Consider the following 20796-nt stretch of genomic DNA (forward strand, 5'->3'; position numbering starts at 1 on the left):
ACGCCGGATGTTTACGGCTGCAGGGAGGAGACGAACCACTTTCCGTCGCTTTGGACCATGTGCAGGACGTAAATCTGTGACAGTTCCCGTTTCGCGACCGGATCCACGACATCCGTCGTGGCAATCACCGTGTACGGCCCTTTGCCGAGTACCTGAAGGCCCGTTAGCGATCGCCACGTGAATAAGCCGCCCAAGGGTTGAATTGAGAATCCGGGCGCCAGGTAATTTGACAAGTCTGAGTTGTTCTGGCCGGAGACGTACGCTTGTAAAAACGACACCACGGTTGGTCGAAGTGCCGCTGCGACGGCATCCGGTGCGGGTGATGTCGTTTGTGGCGGCGCGTCACCGTGTGGAGGAGCTACAGGCTTCATCATCGGAGGATTCGCGATGAAGGGCTGACTAGAGGCATCCAGATGGACGGGGACAATTAGGTCGACAAGGGGGTGAAGGTTGGTCTGCGCGTAGACACTGACGAGAAACTGATTTGTACCTCGTCGGATCACCCGAATCGGAAACACAGCTTCGACCTGCTGAGACGTCTTTCCCTGTGCGAGCGGTTGTGGAAAGTTGCTGTTCAAAAGGGACGCGGGAACGAAGGGCTTCAGTTGGGCCTCCCATGCGTCGGGTGTTTCCGAGGCGGGCCACGTGAGCCATGCACGCGCAAACGCGGCCGCAAATCCGGCGACTGATTGGTCCTGTAAAACGATCGACTCACGAAGGCCCGGCGTGCTGGACTTGGGTTCAGGTGAGCCTGTGAGAAGATGGATGGACCCGGCGGTCGAGAGGATGAGCATGCACCAGAGGAGAACCCGGATGATTGCGCTTCGTGCAGGGTTCATCGGCTCCAGCCTCGTTTCGCACGGTTTGCGAAGGGTTGCTCACGCACCTGTTTGCCGAGCGGGATCGACCGTTCCTGATTGCCTCGCAGTCGAGGCATGTCCCGCCACGTAACGTGTCTGCCGTCCGCGCTTTGCCACACGGGACCGAACGCGCCTTGGCGTTCGAGTTCTCTTTCGGTAACCGTCCATACGGCAGGGACGGGTTGCCCGGTCAGGGCATCTGAACAGAGGTCTGTCCACAGTTCATGGATGCGTGTACACCGGCTGTCCTCCCGGGTGACGAAGAGCACGTTGGCGAGGGTGATGTCGGCCCAGAACTTGGACAGGATGTCGGTGTATTGCCACAGCTTGTGGTGCAGGACCCAAATGTGTTCACTGCCCGTGTCATACTCCATGTGGAACACCAAGTCTCCACCTTCAGAGAATCGGTAGGTCCCGATCCCGTCTGGGCGCAGGGGCGTGGTCCGTCTCCCTTTAGAATCCACCTGTGCGTATCGATCTCCGGCATCGCGCATCCCGATCCATTCGACGAGTCCCTCCCGCATCGGTTGTGACGAACTCTCGCGGATCAAGTTCGTGAAGAATCGATTGACGCCATAGAGGTGTGGGATCTGACCAGCCATGGTGCCCGTCTTTCGGAGGAGTCCGGCCCGGTACTCTTTCGTAAGCCCGAAGGCGACCTCCACCCCACCCTTGGTTAGGACCCACCCTCTGGCATTGCGCCGGATGAAGTCAAGGGAGAGGGACTCGACCCATCCCTTGGAGCGCATGGTTTGAAATGCCTTGTAGAGGGTGTCGATCTCATAGTTCAAGAGCAGACTCAGCTGACGAGAGGTCATCATGCTGTACCGGTACAAGGAGATGACGATCTCGCTTTCAATGTGACGCGGAACTTGCATCAGAGGATTCCTCCTTTCCATCGGGGGCGGATGGAGTAGAATGTCCCGATTCTTAAATCCCGTAAAGCCGCACGGTGTTTGGGAACTCTCGGGCTAGGATTGTGCAATGACTGTTTGGAACCGTGTTCGAATCGGTGTGCGTAACCCTGTTTGGAACCCTGTGCGGTGTCTGGTTGCCTTCGATGACGACCGGGACGGTTATCCTTCGAATGGTGATCCGCCAAATTTCACTTGCCCGGGTTTGGATGCGGTGTGGGATCCGCCGTACATCGCTTCAATCTCCTGGTCCACGTCGCTCGCTGGTCGACCATCGACGCGGTCAGAGCGCTGCAGGATACGCGTGGCCCAATCGGGATTGCCGCTCCCAATGAGTGGGTTTTTCATCGTGAAGAGTTGCGTGATTCCGCCATCGAGCTTGGTCCGAACGAGGGCATTGAGTTCGGGCAGGGTCATAAGTTCACGGGAGGAGACATCCGGCTTCAGCCAGCGTGTCAACCGGTCGGCATCGGGTCCGCCAAGCTGTAACAAGATGAGCGTACCGACATTTCCGAGAATGCCAGCCAGTACGGGGTCAGGTAGTTGGTCCAGGTATTGGGTCGCGAGAAACAGGGAAAGGCCAAACTTACGGTCTTCGGCGAGGATCTTTTGCAGGACATTGACGGCGTACAAATGGGACTCATCACCGAAGAACACATGAAGCCGGGAGCGGTGCTCCGGTCGGCGTTTGCAGGTGAAATGCAAATCAATGAGGTACAGCCCCGCGATGATCTTGACGGCATCTGCTGTGCAACCGGATCCGTCAATCAGCACAATGTGACCTTCGTCCATCACGGTGCGGGTGTCGATGGCACTCTTCGCTTGGCCGAGCACGCGCCGCAGAGACGGATAGGTGGTGAGAGCACCAAGCTTGTTCCAAATGGGGCCAAGGTGATCCGCGATGTTCCGGATCTCCGCAAACTCTCCTGTCCAAAACTGCTGCAAGTGCGGTGGGAGCTTTGGCAGCAGCTTGTTACGAAACCCATCGTTGGCAAAAAGGTGTGCGATCCCGAGAATAGTCTGCGGCGGGTTTTGGAGCAGTGACAGGACGTTGTTGCGTAGATAGTGCTCTGAACGGGGCCGAGACCCTGGCCACAGTTCCTGCATCGTATTGATGAATTCCCCCGTAATCGCCTCGGCATCCGTTTGGTGATCCATTCGAAATAGGTTCAGGCCACGCGGATAGTCCGTCGGACCAAGCGGGATGACGTGTACCTTCTCGTGAAGACTCGGTGGAATGTGAGACAGTAACCGTTCGACCGCGCCGCCGTGTGGGTCAAAGAACGTGAAACCAGGTGCGACATCGGGGTGTTCCTGCATCTGGTCAAGCAGGCCAAGCATGATCTGCAGCAGTGCCGTCGTTTTCCCGGACCCGGTTGCACCGGCCAGAAACGTGTGCTTGGCGGCCTGATTCAGCGAAAGCCGGATCTCTTCGTCTTCAGAACCGGGGAAGTTGGACCAACCGAGTCGCATGCCATTTCGTGACCGGGCCTTCGGTGGTGATAGAGTGAGTCCGGTCGCCATGGCCACATGCCGAAAACAGGGCTGATCGCTGTCTGGAAGATGGACGAGGGACACCAGTTCCCCGGACGTCCACCACATGGGGTGGGTTGGCGTGCCGCGTTCCAAGGCTTTCGTGAGCCTGCGCTTTGAAATCCGGTTCGGTACCACCCATCCATGTTTGCGCAATGGCTCCATGGCGGCGAGGAGCGCTGGGAGGTGACCCCTGGCTTCCGTGGACCTGTCCGCAAATATGCGGATGGATACCTCAAACGGACGCTGGCCGGGAGAGATTCGAGACCGGACTTGTTGCTTTTGCGCCTGTTCATGTTCACTTGGAACCCGTGGAGAAGACTTTTTCGGTGCCTGCTTGCCGAAAACCCCTGCGATGATTTCTGCTGGTGAGAAGTATTCCGAGCGGGTTCTGTCGCCAGGTACGCGAGAGCGTTGTTCGATGGCACGACGAAAGTGCCCGTCTCGAAGGGGTCTCATCCACACCTCAAGGACCCAGCGGCTGGTGTGGTCCGCACCGATGACATGCAGGATTCGACCCAGCGGGTCATTCGCTTGGCCGACAAGTTCCGTGGCGAGCGGTAGCCACGGTTGCGGGCCGTGCCCGCCTTTTCTCACCGTGAGGGCGATGGTTGGTTGGCCGCACGATAGACCCTCGGTCGGTGATTTCGGCTCTGGAATGAGGTGGATATTTGGATACGACCCGTCAAAGGCAGACCGAAAAGCGAGTGCACGATCCACTGAGACACCGAAGTACAGTCGGATGTTTGTCTGGTGTGCTTCTTTGACGGCCAGGAAACGGATGGGCAGCGCACGGCGACGCCCCCACCTCTGCCGCTGCCAGGCGATGGTGGCGAGTGCCTGTACAAACACGTGGGCTTGCGCTGACCTAAAGGAACAGCTTGCCGGAAGTGCGACCCGAAAGTAGGTGAGCGAATCACGATTCCCTCGACGGGAAGTGGTATGTTTCATCTCACTTGCACCTCTTGGTCCAAGGCATAATTGCGAATGAGGAGTTCGCCCGATTTCTTGCCTGTTTTCTGGCGGCTGATGGTGTAGTGAACGTCAATCGGTTCAATCGGAAAGTCGGCGTACCAGTCCCGAACGTCTGGATGGTCATTGATGCTGAGTAGCCATTTGCCCTTTACGCTCGCGAGCGTATCCCGAAGTCTGAGATGGTCTTCACGCGTAAATGGGTGCTGGTGATACCCGGTGAGATTGTAGTAAGGCGGATCGCAATAAAAGAACGTCTCCGGGCCATCGTAACGAGGAAGGATGTCGTCGAAAGGGCGGTTTTCAATGTACACACCGCACAGCCGTTTGTGGGCGGCTTCAATTCGCGTGCGGATGGCCGAGAAGTCAAACGCAGGTTTCGTTTTCCCATACCCCCAGTCATACGAGTCGTTGTACTTCCCGCCAAAATGTGACTGGACGCGGTAGTAAAAGTCGTAGGCACGTAGCAACGGATCTCGCTCCGTATCCCGTCGGTCCATGACCCGAACAAACTCTTCACGGGAGTAGAGCGTCCAGTCGAATTGGTGCAAGAATCGCTCGAGGTCGTTTTTCACCACCTCATAGAAGTTGATAAGCTCCGCATTTACGTCCGCGATCACTTCCGCTTTCGACTTCGGCTTTGCAAAAAACACCCATCCTGCACCGAAAAACGGTTCTACGTAACAGGTGTGTTCGGGAATGAGGGGGAGAATGACCCTGCGCAGCCGGGCTTTGCCGCCCTGCCACTTGATTGGACTTTTGAGCATGGAAACACCTCCACGACAAAAAGACAGCGATCGGATCGCTGCCTGTGTGTCAGATATTTTCCTTTTGGCAAAGGAGAAACGTTTCGAATTCGGGGATCAGACGAGGCGACGGGCCCAAATTAAATCACGGGCCTGTGCTGGAAAAACGGGCACATGAGGCGCTGGAAGTGTGAGAGACATCACCTTCTTTCCCTGTGCGCGATTGAATGTCTGCTGCTGGGAAGACGGATTCGTGTACCTGTATGGTACATCGGGATAAGGTACCACGTGGTGCCGTGGGGGTGCCGAAACTGTCTCACATTTAAGTTGCTGACGATTGGCTACGAGAGGTAACCTTGGACAAACGTAAGCAGGAGGCGGAGCCCATGTGTGAACTGGCAAGCCGGTTGTTGGCCGAAAAACTCATCGATGACTTTTACGAAGAGGATGGGCGACAGGAACCGGGCGAGGCGGAGGCATTGGAGGATTCGTTGACGGAGGCACTGAAATCGCGACTCTCGATGGACGATCACGCACTATTGTTTCGCTGGGAGGCGCAGTGCACGGAGACGTGTGGGGCGGAACTACGACGATTTGCGCGGTTTGTGGCAGACATGATGCTGGATGGCATGGATTGTAAAGTGGAGCTTCCAACTGAATGTGTAGCTGGCAGGTGAATGACTCAATGTGCGATGTGGGTCGCCGGTCGCATTGACGTGCGACTGGCGCCAAAAAGTAAATCATGGGCAAAAGCCCGGGCCTCCGATTCCCAAACGCAAGGGCCGGGTTCGTCCAATTCAAGGAACAACGAACAGTGTTCTCGATGGAGAAGTGAATGAGCGAGACCGTGTGCGACATATAGGCATTGCTTTTCTCCAGGGGCATCTAAATCGTAGCTGAAGAAGGCACGGTCACCAGGATTGATGAAGGCGCCCCACAGTCCTGGCGGTGTACGACTGGGTAAGAGATATAGGCCGAGATCCTCGCTTAAGCGAAAGGGGTCGTTTGTACCATAGGTTTGGACAACGTGTCTGACCGCTTCCTCGACGGCTTCCACAGGATATATCACCCTTTCCGAGCATGCATGCATCAGGGATAAATTTGCACGCACACACTCTGTCTATTTATCGATTTCAAAAGATTGGTATAAAAAGTATAGCATTGGTCGAAGACCAGTGAACCTTAAGATTTCCGAAGGTATGGCGACAGGAGACAAGTAGATTTGGCACAACATGCTACAGAAAAATGCCGGAAGTTGTCGAAGTGTGATCGCAAATCGTTCGCTGTCATTGGGTAAAGCAGTGAAAACGCTTGGATGCAAAGCTAGGGGTCTACGGACAAGCTGGAAAAGGTTCCTTTTCGGGGACGTATACTTCCTGATTAAGTGAGAAATGAGGAATATCTACCTCACCAAGCGACGACACCGTTTTAGAGCGCATGATACTTAAGCAAGTCTATCAGCGGATTGTCGATCATGCGCCACGGTGCGGTGTGTGGTTTTGAGGCGTTCATTCGTCTGTAGGGGGAGATTCTTTCATTGCGACGGATGTATTGTTGCGAAGGAGTTATGACCAAGGGCAAAATGATGAGACAGATTTGTTGGTTTTACACTAGGCCCTGACCACGTGCAGTATGGTTCTCCAATCGTGTATGTATAACCCGGAGGAGTTAGTACTGGCTATGCGCCGTATTCAATCTTTTGTTGAGTGCGTAGCAGTGGATGACATGGGGCGAGGAACAACGGGGTCCGCGCAAGAGCCATGAACTAAGGCAAGGGTGTAGCCTTATGCTTCTCGCATGCATGAATTTACCATTTGGTGGGACGATGATTCTGCAGATCGGTGAGGGGGTTGTTTGTTATGAAAAGCGTGCAACATGCAATTCAGGATCGGTTTTATGATGAACGTAAGGACATGCCGGTCAAATGCCGCAACTGTATTTGGCGACGCGGTCGAGTTTGCTTGTTGGTGAAATGTGTCAAGGGTGACTAAGGACAGCCAGGTGTCGGGTTGTGGTAGGAACGCGAATTCTGTTGGGAATACGGTATTCATCCGCATACGCTTCGAAATAGCGAGCAGTTGACGCTGTAGGTTCCCAAGACGTAAAAATATACCGGCCTACTGAAGAGGCATCGCTAATGCCCATACCTCAAAACCAGCTGGTCATTGGAATTTCTCGAAATTCGAGTAATCTAGAGTCGGCTGATTGGCACTCATCACCTGGCGAAGCATAGAATTCCTGGTATTGTACGGGGGCGCCATGGGTTTTGCGCTCAAGTTGATGAAGGAAGGATGCGGGCTGCGGATCATGCGTTCATTCCGCTACAGGTGTGTGCAGGGTTATATGTTTTTAGGCGGATGGCGATGATGTATCCTTGGGACGGCAGGGTGGGTGATGTACCGGATACATGGCAGAACACATGCATCCGGTAAACATCTTGATGGTCCGTCGGCAGAGGGTTCTGGAGTGTTCCGCACTTGAGCCCGGAAAACCAACTCAGACTTCCGCGCGGAACGTTTTCCCCAACTCCTCCCAAAGTCCAAAATAATGACGAAAATTGTAGATGAGTGGACTCCATGTCGCCGGGTCGATATGCGACTCGTCCATCACGATTCTTTCGCAGGCATGAACAGCCAATGCTTCTACCTCGATAATCACAAAGCGTGTACCCTCGCCCGTGGTTCGAATGTCCATGACCTTGGCTTCGATTTGCAGGGGACATTCCGCAATGCGAGTCGGGAGCACGTGGTGTGATTTGACCGCAGTCAAACCGGACTCTGCAAACTTATCCTTGGCATGGCGAAACACGCCCTTCTTGTGGTCGGGAACTGGATTCGCCCCTGTGAAGGGAGCCAGCGCCTCTACCTTCTTCCAAAGTGATGGATCCGGCAAGTTGACAACACATTCGCCGTGTCGTCGCAGATTAGCGAGCCCGTGGCCGCCTTCACCCAGACCAAGAACAATTCGGTTTCCGAGTGCCCACGCAGATGAGATCGGCGTAATGTTGCTTGTTTCGTCCTCGTTCAGTGTCGTGAGTAACACGACAGGCGTGCCGAAATACAAGATTTTCGGGTGAACGATCCTGGTCCGAACTGATTCGTCTACACGCTGATTCATTGAGTTTAACCTCCCATACATCTTTCTGTTGCCCATCCATTGTAAGACGCAAAAAATTCGACTATCATCGAAGCGTGAATGTATGTTCGGACTGTTGAATGGAGGTGGTCATGTGGCGACGCCCAATATCGTGGAAGTCGCATCACTTATCGGGGATCCCTCTCGTGCCGCCATGCTCATGAATTTGCTTGGCGGAAAGGCGTTGCCAGCCAGTGAGCTTGCTCGTGCAGCTCGTGTGACGCCGCAAACAGCCAGTTCCCATCTGGCCAAAATGGTGGAAGGCGGGCTATTGGTCCATGAATCATACGGCCGCCATAGATATTATCGATTGGCGAGTGCAGAGGTGGGGCAGGCATTGGAGGCCCTCAATGCAATTGCCCCACCGAAACCGGTTCGCTCACTCAGAAAGTCGGACCAGTCAAAAGCACTGCATTTTGCTCGTACGTGTTATGACCATATCGCAGGCGAAGTGGGGGTTGCGTTGACGCACAGGTTGTTGGCGCTTGGTTTACTGCATGAAGAGGGACGGGATTTCGCTGTTCCAATCGATGGAGCGAAGTGGTTCAGGGACTTCGGGATTAATCTCGACGAGATTCGACGTGGACGACGCCATTTTGCCCGTCAGTGCTTGGACTGGAGCGAGCGACGACATCATATGGCCGGAGCACTTGGGGCTGCGCTTACGACCAGGCTGTTTGACCTGGGCTGGATTGACAGAATACCAGGCGGGAGAGCCATCCAAGTCACAGAACACGGGTTTCGGGGATTGAGCCAAGAGTTCGGCATCACGTTCGATGATGATTGGAAACAAGCCAAATAGAGGTGGGGATGCCCCGTTGAAACGCAGCGCCATCATCGGATCACCAGGAGCTGGCAAGTCCACGTTCGCTCGTCAACTGGGTGACATCACGGGTATCGAGGTCTTCCACCTTGACCGCCTTTTTTGGAAGCCAGGGTGGGTAGAGACGCCGAGACCGGAGTAGATAGAACTGCAGCAGAAGCTTGTCGAGCGGCCAACGTGGATCATCGACGGAAACTACGGTGCTACGATGGATATTCGCATTCAGGCGGCAGACACGGTGATCTTCCTCGACTTCCCACGCCGAGTCTGTTTGTGGCGGGTGATGAAGGGGGTCTTCCATTATCGGGGCCAGACTCGGCCAGACATGGGTGAAGGGTGTCCGGACAAAATTGACGTGGAGTTTTTGCGATACATATGGAGATTTCGGCAGCGGGAGCAGGGCCGGATTGAACGGCACCTGAATGAGGCCAAAACAGCGAGAAACAGGTGATATGTTTGAAGACACGGCATGGAAGTTAGAGCGTACCTGGCTTCCTTCCACCCTAATTCCGCAATCATGTGAGAGGAGACCACCGTGAAAATCTTTCGCTTTGATACAGAAGTCGGGCACCAACTGACCGCTTTTGGCAGCCATGATGTGGTTCTGTCCCGAATTTTGAGGACGACCGATCGCGTTCAGATTGGGTGCATTCGTGTACAACCGGATGGCGTGATTGCACTGCACAAAGCTGTTGGCCCGCAGTTGATGTTGGTTGTTCAAGGGGAAGGATGGGTCAGGGGCAGGGAGGATTCTCGAACTCCTGTTCATGCGGGTCAAGCCGTGTACTGGAAAGATGGCGAGTGGCACGAAACGGGAAGTGAAAGTGGGCTGACGGCGATTGTGGTGGAAGGAGCGGCGTTGGAGCCGGAGAGGGTTATGCCGGAGGTTGATCCAAATGGAGAAGGAGAAGGGACTTGAACTGGCGTTTAGATTGCCTTCGCCATCGTCCACACGACCAACTGGACATCCGGGCTCTTCGCAATAACCTGCTCGTCGACCTTCCGATACCCAACTGATTCGTACAATCGAACATTCCGGGGAACCGAGGCTCGAACTGTGCAGCGGATTTCTTGGAGTCCGTTTTGCCGAGCGTAATCCTCCAACCATTGGAGAGCCATTTTCGCATAGCCACGTACTTGGCAGGCAGGCCGCACGCCCAGACGGGAAAAGTTAGAGATGGTCCGACAACCGGAAGCGGACTGCCAGAACAGCTTCACGATTCAAGAAACCAAGTGCAGCCAGTTCTTCGCCGCTCGCAAGAATCGACCGAATCTGTTCAGAGGTTTCGTTGAGCGCACTCGAGGACCCCGGACGGTGCCGATATTCTTCCCAGGCATCTTGTGTGATGGAGTGAACGATTTCAGCGTCATTCATGGTAGCCAGTCTGAATTCAACCATTTATTCGACACCCCTCTTTGAGCGGCCCCATGGCACAGAAGAAGTTCCGTACCTCGTCTATTCGCCCTGCACTCGCAAAGCATCCTCCATCGTGGGCAAGTTGGAACCATCCGCACCAACGATTGCCCTCGCCAAGTCATCGTACAAGTTCCACTGCGCATGCACATACCCTTGTATCTCCTTGGGGAAGGTAGACGCATCCATCAGCGGTTCCAATTCTACTGGTTCAAATCGTTTAGACGGTGTGGTGGCCAACATAAGGTCATGTCCTTCTATCCGCACCGTTCCCTTCGTTCCGACAATCTCAACTAGTGGCGGTCGACCCACTGCCGATACGGTACAGCTCACGCAACACGTCGCTCCATTCATGAATTGGCCCATAAATGTGAAGCTGTCTTCCGCTGTTGTATGCACCCAGTCTTGTCCGCTCTTTCGCTTCGGAACATGATTCACTGTGTGCCCCTGAACGGTGGCAAATGGTCCGAACCAATGGCAAAGTGCATCAATGATATGCGATCCGATGGCACCAAGCATTCCTCCACCTTCTTCTTGGAACCAATCCCACGATGCCTCACTGTCCCTGATGTGTGGCCAAAGCGGCCATATCTCTGACCAGTTGACGTGTAGCACATCCCCCAATGGGCCTTCGTCCAAGATACGATCGACAGCCCGCCTCTCCGGCAGATACCGCCACTCAAAATTCACAGACGCAACCATGCTGGCTTCACGAGCGGATTCGCTCATTCTTTTTACTTCGCTTACACAGAGAGCGGGAGGTTTTTCACAGAGTACGTGATGAGATGTTACCAGTGCGTGCTCCAGCATCTCACAGTGAAAACCAGGTTTTGTTGCGATCACGATGAGATCCAGATCATTTTCATTCAGCATCTGTCGCCAGTCGTCGTACGCCTGTGGTATGCAATGGGCGGTGGCTGCTTGTTTAGCTCTTCCAGGCCGCATACTGGATATGGATACGAGGTCGTATGCGAGGTGTGCCTTGAGGACGGGGGCGTGAACCGTTGCACCAAATCCAGTCCCTATGATGCCGGTGCGAATTGGCATGGCCGAGGTGCCTCCCTTCACTTTGCTCATTCGTGATCTATTTGAACTATCGCACAATCCGGCAATCAGGTAAACTTTGCTATACAGAGAATCGGTATGGGTTCCGACAGGCATCTGACATGCTGCTGAGGCAGGTGTTGGGTCAAAAAGGGGGTAACCATGTGCAGAGTCAGTGGCTCATTCGACGGGTAAGCGAGAGCGACTACGGACAGATCGCAAGAGTTCACGTCAACAGTTGGCGTACCACATATAGAGGTATAGTACCCGACGACTTTCTTGATGAGCTGTCGTACGAAACAAGCGAGGCAAGGTGGCGTCGAATATCAGCGCAAAATGGTCCCGATTATGCGATGCTCGCTGTTCTTTCAACACTTTCAGGAAACCAGCTATGTCGTCGAAGAAAATGGCCAAATCATCGCATTCCTGATCGGGTTCGTATCGCAGACTCATCCGGAACAGGCTTACGTACACTTTGTCGGCGTTCATCCGGATTATCGCAAGCATGGACTGGCCAAGGAGCTGTACGACATGTTCCTCGCAGCAGTTCAAGCACGAGGTTGCACAGAGGTTCATGCCGTGACATCGCCTGTCAACAAGGGCTCGATTGCGTTTCATACCAAGATAGGGTTCGAGATTGAACCGGGCGACGCAGAAATCGACGGCGTACAGGTGAAGATGGATTATTGTGGCCGTGGGCAGAGTCGGGTACGTTTTGTGCGGGATCTGGTGCCGAAATCGACAAGGAAATCAGACTCGGTACTCATCGTGATCGACGTTCAAGTTGCCATGTTCGACGAGGAAAATCCAGTTTATCGAGGCACTGAATTGCTGCATAACATTCAATCCATGACGGATAGGGCGAGAGCGACCGACGTACCGGTCATCTACATCCAACACGACGGTGGCGAGGGTTCGGACCTGGCGCATGGGTCTGAGGGATGGCAGATCCATTCGTCCATTGCGCCACGAGACGGTGGCGTCGTGATTGAGAAAAAGACGCCGGATTCCTTCCATGGAACTACGCTTGACACTATGCTGAGGAATCAAGGGGTCCATCGGCTGATTCTGTGTGGTATCCAGTCAGAAGTATGCGTTGATACCACATGCCGGCGGGCGTTCAGCCTGGGGTATGACGCCGTTTTGGCTAGTGATGCACACGGTACTTGGGATCGGGGTGATTTGACCGCAAAACAGGTCATTGACAATGAGAACGATGTGTTGCGCTGGTTTGCGGATGTGAAAGCGACCCAGGACATCACTTTTTGACGAATTGTTTCCGAACGGAGCCTGTCTGAAGGCCTGAGGAGGATTCATTTGGAGGTACAGATTCGGGATATAGACAAGTCGAACTGGTTGGCATGTACTCAACTCGAAGTCAGCGAAGAACAAAAGAAGACGTTTCCGTGTCCGGTAGTCTATTGGATCGCCGAATCCAAGGTCGATCCCTCATTTGCCCCGATGGCGATATACGATGGTGATCTTTTGGTAGGATTCCTAGTCTATGGATTAGATCCTGACGAAGCCGAGTATTGGCTCATTGCGCTACTGATCGACCGGAAGTACCAGCGACGGGGTTATGGACGGGCGGCAATAAAGGAGTTAATCCGGCATCTCGGAGAGCAGCATCAATGTGAGAAACTTGTCTTAGGACACAGAGCTGACAACCGAGCGGCTGAAGCCTTGTACACTTCGATAGGCTTCGAAAAGATTGCTGAGACAAACCAAGAAGTGATCCGCAGCTTAGTTTTCTAACCGTTCAAACTGGACTACCCACAGGTGGTCACCAAGTGGCGGGTTACACGAACGTTGCGTTTTTTCAATTGATGGCGAAAAGTAACCCGGTGTCGGGCGATGTACGTCCAGGTAAGCAGAGAGAGGCGGGAGGTCATGAGTAAACTTGCAAGAACACCGAAACCACCGTACTACGCAGTCATTTTTACGTCACTTCGTACGTCAGGTGATAACGGTTACGTCGAGTTGGCTGACGAAATGCTAGAGCTGGCGAAGTTACAACCAGGCTTTCTTGGGATCGAAAGTGCCCGTGACGGTGATGGAATTGGGATCACGGTGTCCTATTGGGATTCTGAGGAGTCGATTCGAGCATGGAAAGAAAATGGGCGTCACCGTGTGGCACAGAAGCTGGGCCGTGAGAAGTGGTACGAGCGTTTTGCGACCAGAGTGTGCAAGGTGGAGCGGGCCTATGGATTCACAAGCGCTCCATCAGAGGAGACTGGCGAATGAATTTTGTATCTCAGCCAGTGACAACGACCGATGCTACTACAATCTCCGGTTGGGCATACGAGCCACCTTATGATTTCTATAACATGGGGGCAGGCGATGAGTCGACAAGCGAACTCCTCAGCGGGTCTTACAGGACCGTCAAATCGACAAACGGAGACGTCATCGGTTTCTATTGCGTAGGCGAATCTGCTCAAGTGCCAGCAGGTCATGAGGCGGGAGCGTACCCGGCTCAGCCGGATGTGGTGGATTTCGGGATCGGTATGCAGCCGGAATTGACGGGACAGGGGTTGGGCACCGAGTTCTTGTCAGACGTCTTGAACGAGATCGTACATGACCACCCTTCTGCCGACATTCGGTTGACTGTCGCCACCTTCAACAAGAGAGCCATCAGGCTGTACCAGAGGTTTGGGTTTCAACCGGGAACCGAATTCGAACATAATGGCGTCACGTTCCAGGTCATGATAAGGCCAGCCGGGGATCTTCTGTGGATAAGACGTGCGACCGCCGAAGACGAGCAATATTTGCACCCTTGGCTTGCGGATTCTCGTGATTGCGTTGGGGCGATTGGACACGAGCCATTTCGCCGTGAGGATTTCGTGGAGTGGATGGATGCAGATGACCAGCGCTTGTGGGTTCTCGAATCTGAATCCAGTCCTGTTGGATACGGCGAAGTGTGGATAGACGACGAAGGAGGAGACGCAGAACCTGCCCATTTGGTAGTGGCCCCGGACCAGCGAGGCAGGGGGCTCGGCGCAGCACTGGCACGTTACCGGGCAGCAGGATTTGAGGAGATGACGGAACTCCCTGATTGGTGGCCACGGGAGTACGTGTGGATGCGGCGACCAAATAACAGGAACGACACAATGAGGGGGCGACCACCCAATGGAAAACGGCGTTTATCTTATCGAACCAACCGTTGAACTAGAAAAGGAATATTTGTCCTTCTACGAAGAGTGGGTTGATAGTGGGGAATCAATGATACCCTGGGTCATCTCGAAGGACCCGTCCGATTTCCCTCAGATGATCAAATTTTTGATGCAATCGGCGCAAGCAGATGGTGTACCTGACGGCTGGGTTCCAGCCTCTACATACTGGCTCGTCGACCACGAGCGAACAATCCTCGGTGCAGTCAATATCCGGCACCGACTGACAGAACATCTGTTCAACGCTGGAGGTCATATTGGCTATGGTATTCGTCCGTCACAGCGGCGAAAAGGGTATGCAACCGAGTTGCTACGGTTGTCCCTCGAAAAGGCCAAAGAATTTGGGATCACAAGGGCCTTGGTGGTCTGCAACCAGACGAACACAGGATCCGAAAAAGTCATACGGAACAATGGAGGCGCCCAGGACCAAAGCTTTGTCGACGAGAACGGAAACCTACTCTTGCGGTTCTGGATTGAATTATAGGATTGGCGCAATGTAAGATCAGAGCGTTGGCTCGCTGACCAGTTTGGGTGCGGAAGCACGATTGGTGGTGACGAAGGTGAAGCTCGTAGGGGGAGGGATTTACCTGCGGTTTTTGGACGAGTCAGACGCCCCATCGATGGTGGCTTCTTTGAGCCGCATCTGATTGAACGACCGGACGAGTTTTACACTGTGGAATATCAGCAAGCGTCCATTGTTCGGGATTGAAAAGGTATGGATATGCCAAGTTATCGAACCGCTCGGAAATGTATGGGTTCTGATGCGGAATCGGGAATGACGGTGGCAGTTCCAAAAGGCTTCGAGAGAGCAAGATGCAGTATGCACATCGTGATTCAGGGAGGGAATGAGCGTGGCACAGGGATATCGGGGACCAGAATTCTATGACCAACCATCAGTGTTTAACACCTACATGCAACATCGAACGTGGTCGCAAAATCCGAACGATACTATCGAGAGGCCCATATTTATGGAACTCGTTGGGGATGTAAAGGACCATTCGATCCTCGATCTCGGTTGTGGAAACGCCGTCTTCGGACTCGAATCGAGTCAGCATGGATGCCGTCGCTATGTCGGGGTTGAGGGATCCAAGAACATGGCCCAATCAGGGCGGGCAACGCTAGAGGACACATCCGGACAAGTCATTCTCTCTTCGATTGAGGACTGGGATTATCCAGAGGATGCATTTGACCTGGTGGTATCACGGCTTGCGCTCCACTACATTGAAGACGTTGATGAATGCTTTCGAAACGTCCATAAGACACTTGTTCCCGGAGGACGATTCGTATTTTCTGTTGAGCATCCTGTACTGACCTCTTGTAACCGGAGTGCAGAAGGGTCGACACGGAGAGTAGATTGGATTGTCGACAATTACTTCGAGACGGGTGAGCGTCACTACCCCTGGCTGGGTAGCACCGTCGTCAAATACCACCGGACCGTCGATGATTATTTTGTGGCAGTGCAAAGAGCCGGACTGCGTGTCCAATCGCTTCGGGAATCCCGACCTTCACCGTCCGAGCTGGAGCACGACGAGTATCTTCGCAGGCTGAGAATCCCGCTCTTTTTGTTCATTTCGGCGTACAAGGATTAGGACCACGCAACAAATTGTGTAGTATCTGGGTGTCCCCGCCCTTCAGCACTTAATATAAGGTTCATCTCTCTCAACCTCTGCCTTCATCGTCATGATTGCCTTCCAGGTGTCGTCGTCCACCCCAAACGTTCCAGCATGGTGTAGAAAGAATACCAGCGAAAACAGGCGGCGATACTCGATAAACTTTGGAATAAGTTGTATCCATTCGGGCTCAAGATTGTGACGGGACAGATAACCTTCCAGAAAGGCAGATATAAATTGCTTAGCAAATGTAGTCCGGTCCTCAAGTGACACTGTTTGAACTGCATGATAGGCCGAGATGGCAATGTCGTACGAGAACCACCCATACTCACAATCGCCAAAATCAAACAACACGAGGCCCTGATCTAGCACGTGGAAATTATAGTGGTGCAGATCGTTGTGTATGAGCCCGAACGCACCGGGTGGTGTCGGCAAGGAGTGTAGCCATTCTGCGGCGTCTATCCACTTTTTCCGGACCATCTCTCCGCCTGATTTAGGAAAATCGTTCAGGTTGTTGAATAAGGCGTACTCGTACCAATAGGGTCTTCGGATCGCCGGATGTGATGGCCGAAACTGTGTGGCAGCGGCGTGCATGGTGCCCATGGCGGCGCCCCACGTTCGAAACAAGTTTTGGTTCCAATTGGGCCCTTTTGGCCCTACGGAGACACCTTGTGACTTTTCAAAACACAGAGCATGGTACATTAGGTCACCAGATACGATGTTTTCCACGAATTGTCCTTGCCTGGATAGCGTCGGTGAACACACTTTCAAACCTCTGGAGCCCAGAAACCTGACCCATTCCAGCTCAGACATGATAGCGTCCACATCAGCTATCGTTCTGGGCATTATCTTCAGGATAACGGGGTGATGGTCTTGGTACGCTTCAAAAACATTGTTGTATGAACTCTCCATAAGCCGTAGCGGCCCCAGGCATCCAAAGAAATCCGAGGCTTGTCTTATTACCTGTTCCGGAATTTGTTCCACAATGACACCTCTCTCCAATGTCTTCAACTCCATGATAATGTTCACCGTGACAGATGTCTCAGATTCTAAAGAGAGACACTTGGCTGTTCCCGCCGGAGCCATGAATTGATATACAATGTAGTTACCTAAGAAGGAGCGTGACGCTTATGGGATTCACCACATCCAAAGTATCTACGGGCGATATTGAGCACAGGCAGCGAGAAACATCGGAGAGCGTGATCGGAACCTTTGGTGTAACCTGCCAAAACTGAGGGTAGGGCTTCGACGGGTGCCTCCGATAGGGAGGTTTAAATCATACAAGGACAGAGAGTAACTCTCAAACCCTTTACGAGGGAAGCGTACCGACAAAGGTACGATTGGCAAACGGATCCTGACGTGTCGTACTACGCTCATGGACAAAAGTATGCTGTCACGGCGCCGGTTGACGCCTTTATGAACGGATATGAGCGCTGCCTGGCTGAGGACCCGAGTCGATCCGGATTGTTTGCCGTGTACGGTGACGGTGATGAATTGATTGGGGAAGTCGATTACCGTGAGATGGATCTTGTAACCCGGTCAGCGGTCATCGGAGTTACGCTCGGCAAGAAGGAAATCTGGGGTAAGGGTTACGGAACAGATGCGGTCCGAACCTTGTGCATATTTCTCTTCGAACGATTTGCTCTGGAGCGGATTCAGCTCGACACATGGGCTGAAAACACTCGTGCGATTCGGAGCTATGAAAAGGTTGGTTTTCAAATTGAGGGGACATTGCGCAAGGCAACGCTGGTCAATGGAGTGCCGTCGGATGTGGTGATCATGGGCTTGCTACGAGACGAACTCAAAGTGCGGCGGAATAAGTCGTCGTATGGTCGCACCGATTGACGAATCGAATGGTCCCCGTGTATCATGAAACAAATTCCATTTTGAACGACTTTGACGAAGACGAGTACGCATGCCACGTGCGTTTCAGAGAGTCGGCGGCTGGTGCGAGCCGATACGTGCAGGATACCGAATGGACTTCTGAGTTGCTCGCCGAACCCATGTTTATGGCAGTAGGTGTTGCCGGGAGTGCCTCTCCGTTACCAAGAGGCAGGTATCGAGATCACGCTTGTTTCAGTGACTCCGTACTGTAAAGTGCGTCAGGCAATTCCTGGCGAATTAGGGTGGCACCACGGTCTCACGTCCCTTACGGATGTGGGGCCTTTTTGTATTCACTTTTTGACCGAGAAGGGGCCTGATACCCAGTGGGTATTGTTTAGGCCCGTGAAACGAGGAGGTGGTGGTGTGAGCGATGGTTGGTGGTGGTGCAAATGGCAGTTCAATTCACATATCAGGAGTGATCTGAATGCAAAGCAATCACACGGAACGGGTGCTGACCGGAGACCGCACCACCGGGAAGCTCCACCTCGGTCATTATGTGGGAAGTCTCAAAAATCGTATTGAGATGCAACGGAAATACGATACGTTCATTCTGCTCGCAGATGTTCAAGCGCTGACTACGCACTTTGAGGCGCCGAAAGAAATGGGACGACATTTACACCAAATTGCGCTTGACTATCTGGCTGCGGGCATCGATCCGGAAAAGGCCACAATTTTTGTGCAATCCCTCGTGCCCGAAATCGCCGAACTCACGATCTTCTACTCCATGTTTGTCACGGTCAATTCGCTGCGCCATAACCCTACGGTGAAATCAGAGGCAGCCGAACGTGGTTACAACCAACTGTATTATGGCTTCCTGGGGTATCCGGTCAGCCAGGCCGCCGACATCACATTCTGCAAGGCAACGTTGATCCCAGTTGGTGAAGACCAGGTGCCTCACATTGAACAGACCCGAAAGATCGTTCGCCGCTTCAATGAGCTGTATGCGCCAGTTCTAATTGAGCCGAAGGCCGTCGTCGGAGATGTGCCGAGGCTTGTTGGTCTTGATGGCAAGAACAAAATGAGTAAGAGCATGGGCAATGCGATTACGCTGGATGCCTCGGCCCTAGAAGTGCGGGAGAAGATTCAAGTCGCAGTTACGGATCCTGCCCGAATTCGTAAGTCGGATCCCGGCCATCCAGAAGTGTGTCCTGTTTTCTCATATCATCAGGCATTCGCTTCGGGCACAGCGGATGAGATCGCCGCTGGATGCAGGTCGGGAGCAATGGGTTGCGTGGAGTGTAAGCAGCGGATTGTCGGTAGAATCAATGAATTACTGGAACCCATGCGTGAGCGCCGAGTGGCCTATGAAACCAATCCACGCATGGTTGATGAAATCCTGACTGCCGGTACAAAACGTGCGAGGGAAATCGCAAAGGAAACGATGCGGGAAGTTCGTGAGGCAATGGGATTGAATTATCGTTTTGACTACGATGAGGTTCGTGGTTGATGGGGGGCGGCGAACAGAAGATGTGTTTTGGCAACGGCGTTATCCCACAAGAACACGCCCGCACGTTCGTCTCCCTGATCTGCGCTGCAATGGCGGTGACGTTCAGTCAGGGGCTGATGATTCCGTGGATGGCATCTGTGGAAGCGGGGCACATCTCTCCGCTGATGAACAGCCTGAGCACCAGTGATACCTATGCCGGTTTGCTGGTCGCCATGGCTTTTGTTGGACGACTCTCTCGGCGAATTGGACTGCACAGTCTGTTGGTATGGGCGCTTGCAGCGGGAACATTGTCGATCTGCACGTTCGTGGTAGCAGACAACGTGCAATGGTGGTTGCTGTTTCGTGTCGTGTTTGGCTTGTCACTTGGGGCCATCCACTTTGGCACGCAGTCTTGGATTGGACGCCTTGCCACTCCGGAACATCGAGGGAAACAGATGGCGCTATATGGTTTGGCTACTGGAATCGGATTTGCGGTTGGTCCGATGTTTCTGGGGACTGGAAAACTAGCGGAGTGGCTGCCGTTCATCCTGTCGGCCTGTACTTTTGTCATCTCATTGGTGCTTGTCATGCGTTTACCACGAATCGGAAAACTTCATCAGGCTCGTGGTGCCCAACTGATGAGTATCCGGCGGATTTATCGAGTTGCTCTGCCGGCGCTTGCACTGCCGCTGGTTTTCGGATTCATGGAATCAACGTTGAATGGCGACCTTCCCTTGTTTGCCGAGCGGGTTCATTTGCCTCTTGCAGTCGTATCAGCATCTTTGGCGGGATTCGTTGTCGGGAGCCTCGTATTTCAACTTCCGCTGGGCCACTTGAGTGACCGCTTGGGGCGGCGAACGGTGCTCATTGGATGCTCGGCTGTTGGTGTTGTATTGTTCGGGGTTCTGCCATGGGTGGCTGGGTCAAACGTGACCTTTATCGCCTTGTGCTTCGTTGTCGGTGCGTTTCTTGACACGTTGTTCAGCCTCAGCCTTGGATTTTTGGGCGATCTCGTTGGGGGAAACAACCTTCCAACAGCCAATCAGTTAGCGGTGACTCACCTTGGTCTTGGCCTTATGATTGGGCCGATGGTTGGTGGTTTGACGATGGCTTGGCTCGGACCCGGCGGAATGTTCTGGGCAATGGCGTTTCTGTACCTGATCTTCGTAGGGATCATCATGATTTGGCGGCCGATTGCCACCAGTGACCATTACGAATCGATGAATGCGTCCGTCTAAACGATATACGGCCGATTACGAGCTAAAAAC

At 53.5% G+C, this 20796-nt stretch carries 22 protein-coding genes and 1 other annotated feature; of the genes, 13 read left to right on the plus strand and 9 right to left on the minus strand.

The window, feature by feature from the left end; translation table 11 throughout:
- Nucleotides 1-11 precede the first annotated feature (11 nt).
- The 4 genes from JC200_RS20595 to JC200_RS20610 all read right to left on the minus strand — a co-directional run bounded on the left by JC200_RS20595 (nt 12) and on the right by JC200_RS20610 (nt 5046).
- Entirely contained in the window at nt 12-839 is an 828-nt protein-coding gene (locus JC200_RS20595) for a conjugal transfer protein (RefSeq protein ID WP_274433580.1), read from the minus strand.
- On the minus strand, nt 836-1738 hold the full coding sequence (locus JC200_RS20600; protein ID WP_274433581.1) for a replication-relaxation family protein: 903 nt from the start codon (nt 1736-1738) through the stop codon (nt 836-838). Before JC200_RS20600 ends, JC200_RS20595 begins: the two co-directional genes overlap by 4 nt.
- Nucleotides 1739-1936: 198 nt before the next feature.
- On the minus strand, nt 1937-4258 hold the full coding sequence (locus JC200_RS20605; RefSeq protein ID WP_274433582.1) for a type IV secretory system conjugative DNA transfer family protein: 2322 nt from the start codon (nt 4256-4258) through the stop codon (nt 1937-1939).
- Nucleotides 4255-5046 carry a DNA adenine methylase gene (locus JC200_RS20610; RefSeq protein WP_274433583.1) on the minus strand — a complete coding sequence of 264 codons (792 nt, stop codon included), beginning with the start codon at nt 5044-5046 and terminating at the stop codon, nt 4255-4257. Before JC200_RS20610 ends, JC200_RS20605 begins: the two co-directional genes overlap by 4 nt.
- 365 nt (nt 5047-5411) lie before the next feature.
- Between JC200_RS20610 and JC200_RS20615 the strand changes: the two genes are divergently transcribed.
- A complete protein-coding gene (locus JC200_RS20615; RefSeq protein WP_274433584.1) occupies nt 5412-5702 on the plus strand; it encodes a hypothetical protein in 291 nt (96 codons plus the stop codon).
- A 1819-nt stretch (nt 5703-7521) separates the two neighbouring features.
- On the opposite strand, the gene JC200_RS20620 is transcribed toward JC200_RS20615, so the two are convergent.
- On the minus strand, nt 7522-8142 hold the full coding sequence (locus JC200_RS20620; protein WP_274433593.1) for a flavin reductase family protein: 621 nt from the start codon (nt 8140-8142) through the stop codon (nt 7522-7524).
- A 172-nt stretch (nt 8143-8314) separates the two neighbouring features.
- On the opposite strand from JC200_RS20620, the gene JC200_RS20625 reads away from it, so the two are divergent.
- From JC200_RS20625 to JC200_RS20635, 3 genes are all read left to right on the plus strand, one after another.
- Nucleotides 8315-8962 (plus strand): ArsR/SmtB family transcription factor, encoded by a 648-nt coding sequence (locus tag JC200_RS20625; protein WP_443111930.1) that lies wholly within the window; start codon nt 8315-8317, stop codon nt 8960-8962.
- Nucleotides 8963-8978: 16 nt separating this feature from the next.
- Nucleotides 8979-9125: a P-loop NTPase family protein gene (locus JC200_RS20630; protein ID WP_274433595.1), complete on the plus strand. Its 147-nt coding sequence runs from the start codon at nt 8979-8981 to the stop codon at nt 9123-9125.
- Between the two features lie 393 nt (nt 9126-9518).
- Entirely contained in the window at nt 9519-9902 is a 384-nt protein-coding gene (locus tag JC200_RS20635; RefSeq protein WP_274433596.1) for a cupin domain-containing protein, read from the plus strand.
- Between the two features lie 8 nt (nt 9903-9910).
- On the opposite strand, the gene JC200_RS20640 is transcribed toward JC200_RS20635, so the two are convergent.
- Genes JC200_RS20640 through JC200_RS20650 form a run of 3 tightly spaced genes read right to left on the minus strand, consistent with a single transcriptional unit; the run spans nt 9911 to nt 11444 of the window.
- Nucleotides 9911-10201, minus strand: a complete 291-nt coding sequence (locus JC200_RS20640; RefSeq protein ID WP_338000181.1) for a GNAT family N-acetyltransferase — start codon at nt 10199-10201, stop codon at nt 9911-9913.
- Nucleotides 10155-10382 carry a hypothetical protein gene (locus tag JC200_RS20645; RefSeq protein ID WP_274433597.1) on the minus strand — a complete coding sequence of 76 codons (228 nt, stop codon included), beginning with the start codon at nt 10380-10382 and terminating at the stop codon, nt 10155-10157. The genes JC200_RS20640 and JC200_RS20645 overlap by 47 nt, the downstream gene beginning before the upstream one ends.
- A 57-nt stretch (nt 10383-10439) precedes the next feature.
- A complete protein-coding gene (locus JC200_RS20650) occupies nt 10440-11444 on the minus strand; it encodes a Gfo/Idh/MocA family protein (protein ID WP_274433598.1) in 1005 nt (334 codons plus the stop codon).
- Nucleotides 11445-11723: 279 nt separating this feature from the next.
- Here JC200_RS20650 and JC200_RS24275 point away from each other — a divergent pair, with 279 nt between their 5' ends.
- From JC200_RS24275 to JC200_RS20685, 6 genes are all read left to right on the plus strand, one after another.
- Nucleotides 11724-12710 carry an isochorismatase family protein gene (locus JC200_RS24275; protein ID WP_338000182.1) on the plus strand — a complete coding sequence of 329 codons (987 nt, stop codon included), beginning with the start codon at nt 11724-11726 and terminating at the stop codon, nt 12708-12710.
- Nucleotides 12711-12758: 48 nt separating this feature from the next.
- A complete protein-coding gene (locus JC200_RS20665) occupies nt 12759-13196 on the plus strand; it encodes a GNAT family N-acetyltransferase (protein WP_274433599.1) in 438 nt (145 codons plus the stop codon).
- Between the two features lie 135 nt (nt 13197-13331).
- Nucleotides 13332-13685 carry an antibiotic biosynthesis monooxygenase family protein gene (locus tag JC200_RS20670; protein WP_274433600.1) on the plus strand — a complete coding sequence of 118 codons (354 nt, stop codon included), beginning with the start codon at nt 13332-13334 and terminating at the stop codon, nt 13683-13685.
- Nucleotides 13682-14605, plus strand: a complete 924-nt coding sequence (locus JC200_RS20675) for a GNAT family N-acetyltransferase (RefSeq protein WP_274433601.1) — start codon at nt 13682-13684, stop codon at nt 14603-14605. The genes JC200_RS20670 and JC200_RS20675 overlap by 4 nt, the downstream gene beginning before the upstream one ends.
- Nucleotides 14568-15092 (plus strand): GNAT family N-acetyltransferase, encoded by a 525-nt coding sequence (locus JC200_RS20680; RefSeq protein ID WP_274433602.1) that lies wholly within the window; start codon nt 14568-14570, stop codon nt 15090-15092. The genes JC200_RS20675 and JC200_RS20680 overlap by 38 nt, the downstream gene beginning before the upstream one ends.
- Before the next feature lie 367 nt (nt 15093-15459).
- Entirely contained in the window at nt 15460-16197 is a 738-nt protein-coding gene (locus JC200_RS20685; RefSeq protein ID WP_274433603.1) for a class I SAM-dependent methyltransferase, read from the plus strand.
- 42 nt (nt 16198-16239) lie between these two features.
- Here JC200_RS20685 and JC200_RS20690 read toward each other — a convergent pair whose 3' ends face one another.
- Nucleotides 16240-17202, minus strand: coding sequence for a phosphotransferase enzyme family protein (locus JC200_RS20690; protein WP_274433604.1), 963 nt, complete (start codon nt 17200-17202; stop codon nt 16240-16242).
- Between the two features lie 294 nt (nt 17203-17496).
- On the opposite strand from JC200_RS20690, the gene JC200_RS20695 reads away from it, so the two are divergent.
- From JC200_RS20695 to JC200_RS20705, 3 genes are all read left to right on the plus strand, one after another.
- Entirely contained in the window at nt 17497-18063 is a 567-nt protein-coding gene (locus JC200_RS20695) for a GNAT family N-acetyltransferase (protein ID WP_274436615.1), read from the plus strand.
- A gap of 42 nt (nt 18064-18105) precedes the next feature.
- Nucleotides 18106-18371 (plus strand) — a binding site (T-box leader).
- 155 nt (nt 18372-18526) lie between these two features.
- Nucleotides 18527-19549, plus strand: coding sequence for a tryptophan--tRNA ligase (trpS, locus tag JC200_RS20700; protein ID WP_274433605.1), 1023 nt, complete (start codon nt 18527-18529; stop codon nt 19547-19549).
- Entirely contained in the window at nt 19549-20766 is a 1218-nt protein-coding gene (locus tag JC200_RS20705; RefSeq protein WP_274433606.1) for an MFS transporter, read from the plus strand. The genes trpS and JC200_RS20705 overlap by 1 nt, the downstream gene beginning before the upstream one ends.
- Nucleotides 20767-20796 lie beyond the last annotated feature (30 nt).

Origin of the sequence: Alicyclobacillus sp. ALC3, assembly GCF_028751195.1 — a bacterium.
Taxonomy (GTDB): Bacteria; Bacillota; Bacilli; order Alicyclobacillales; family Alicyclobacillaceae; genus Alicyclobacillus_L.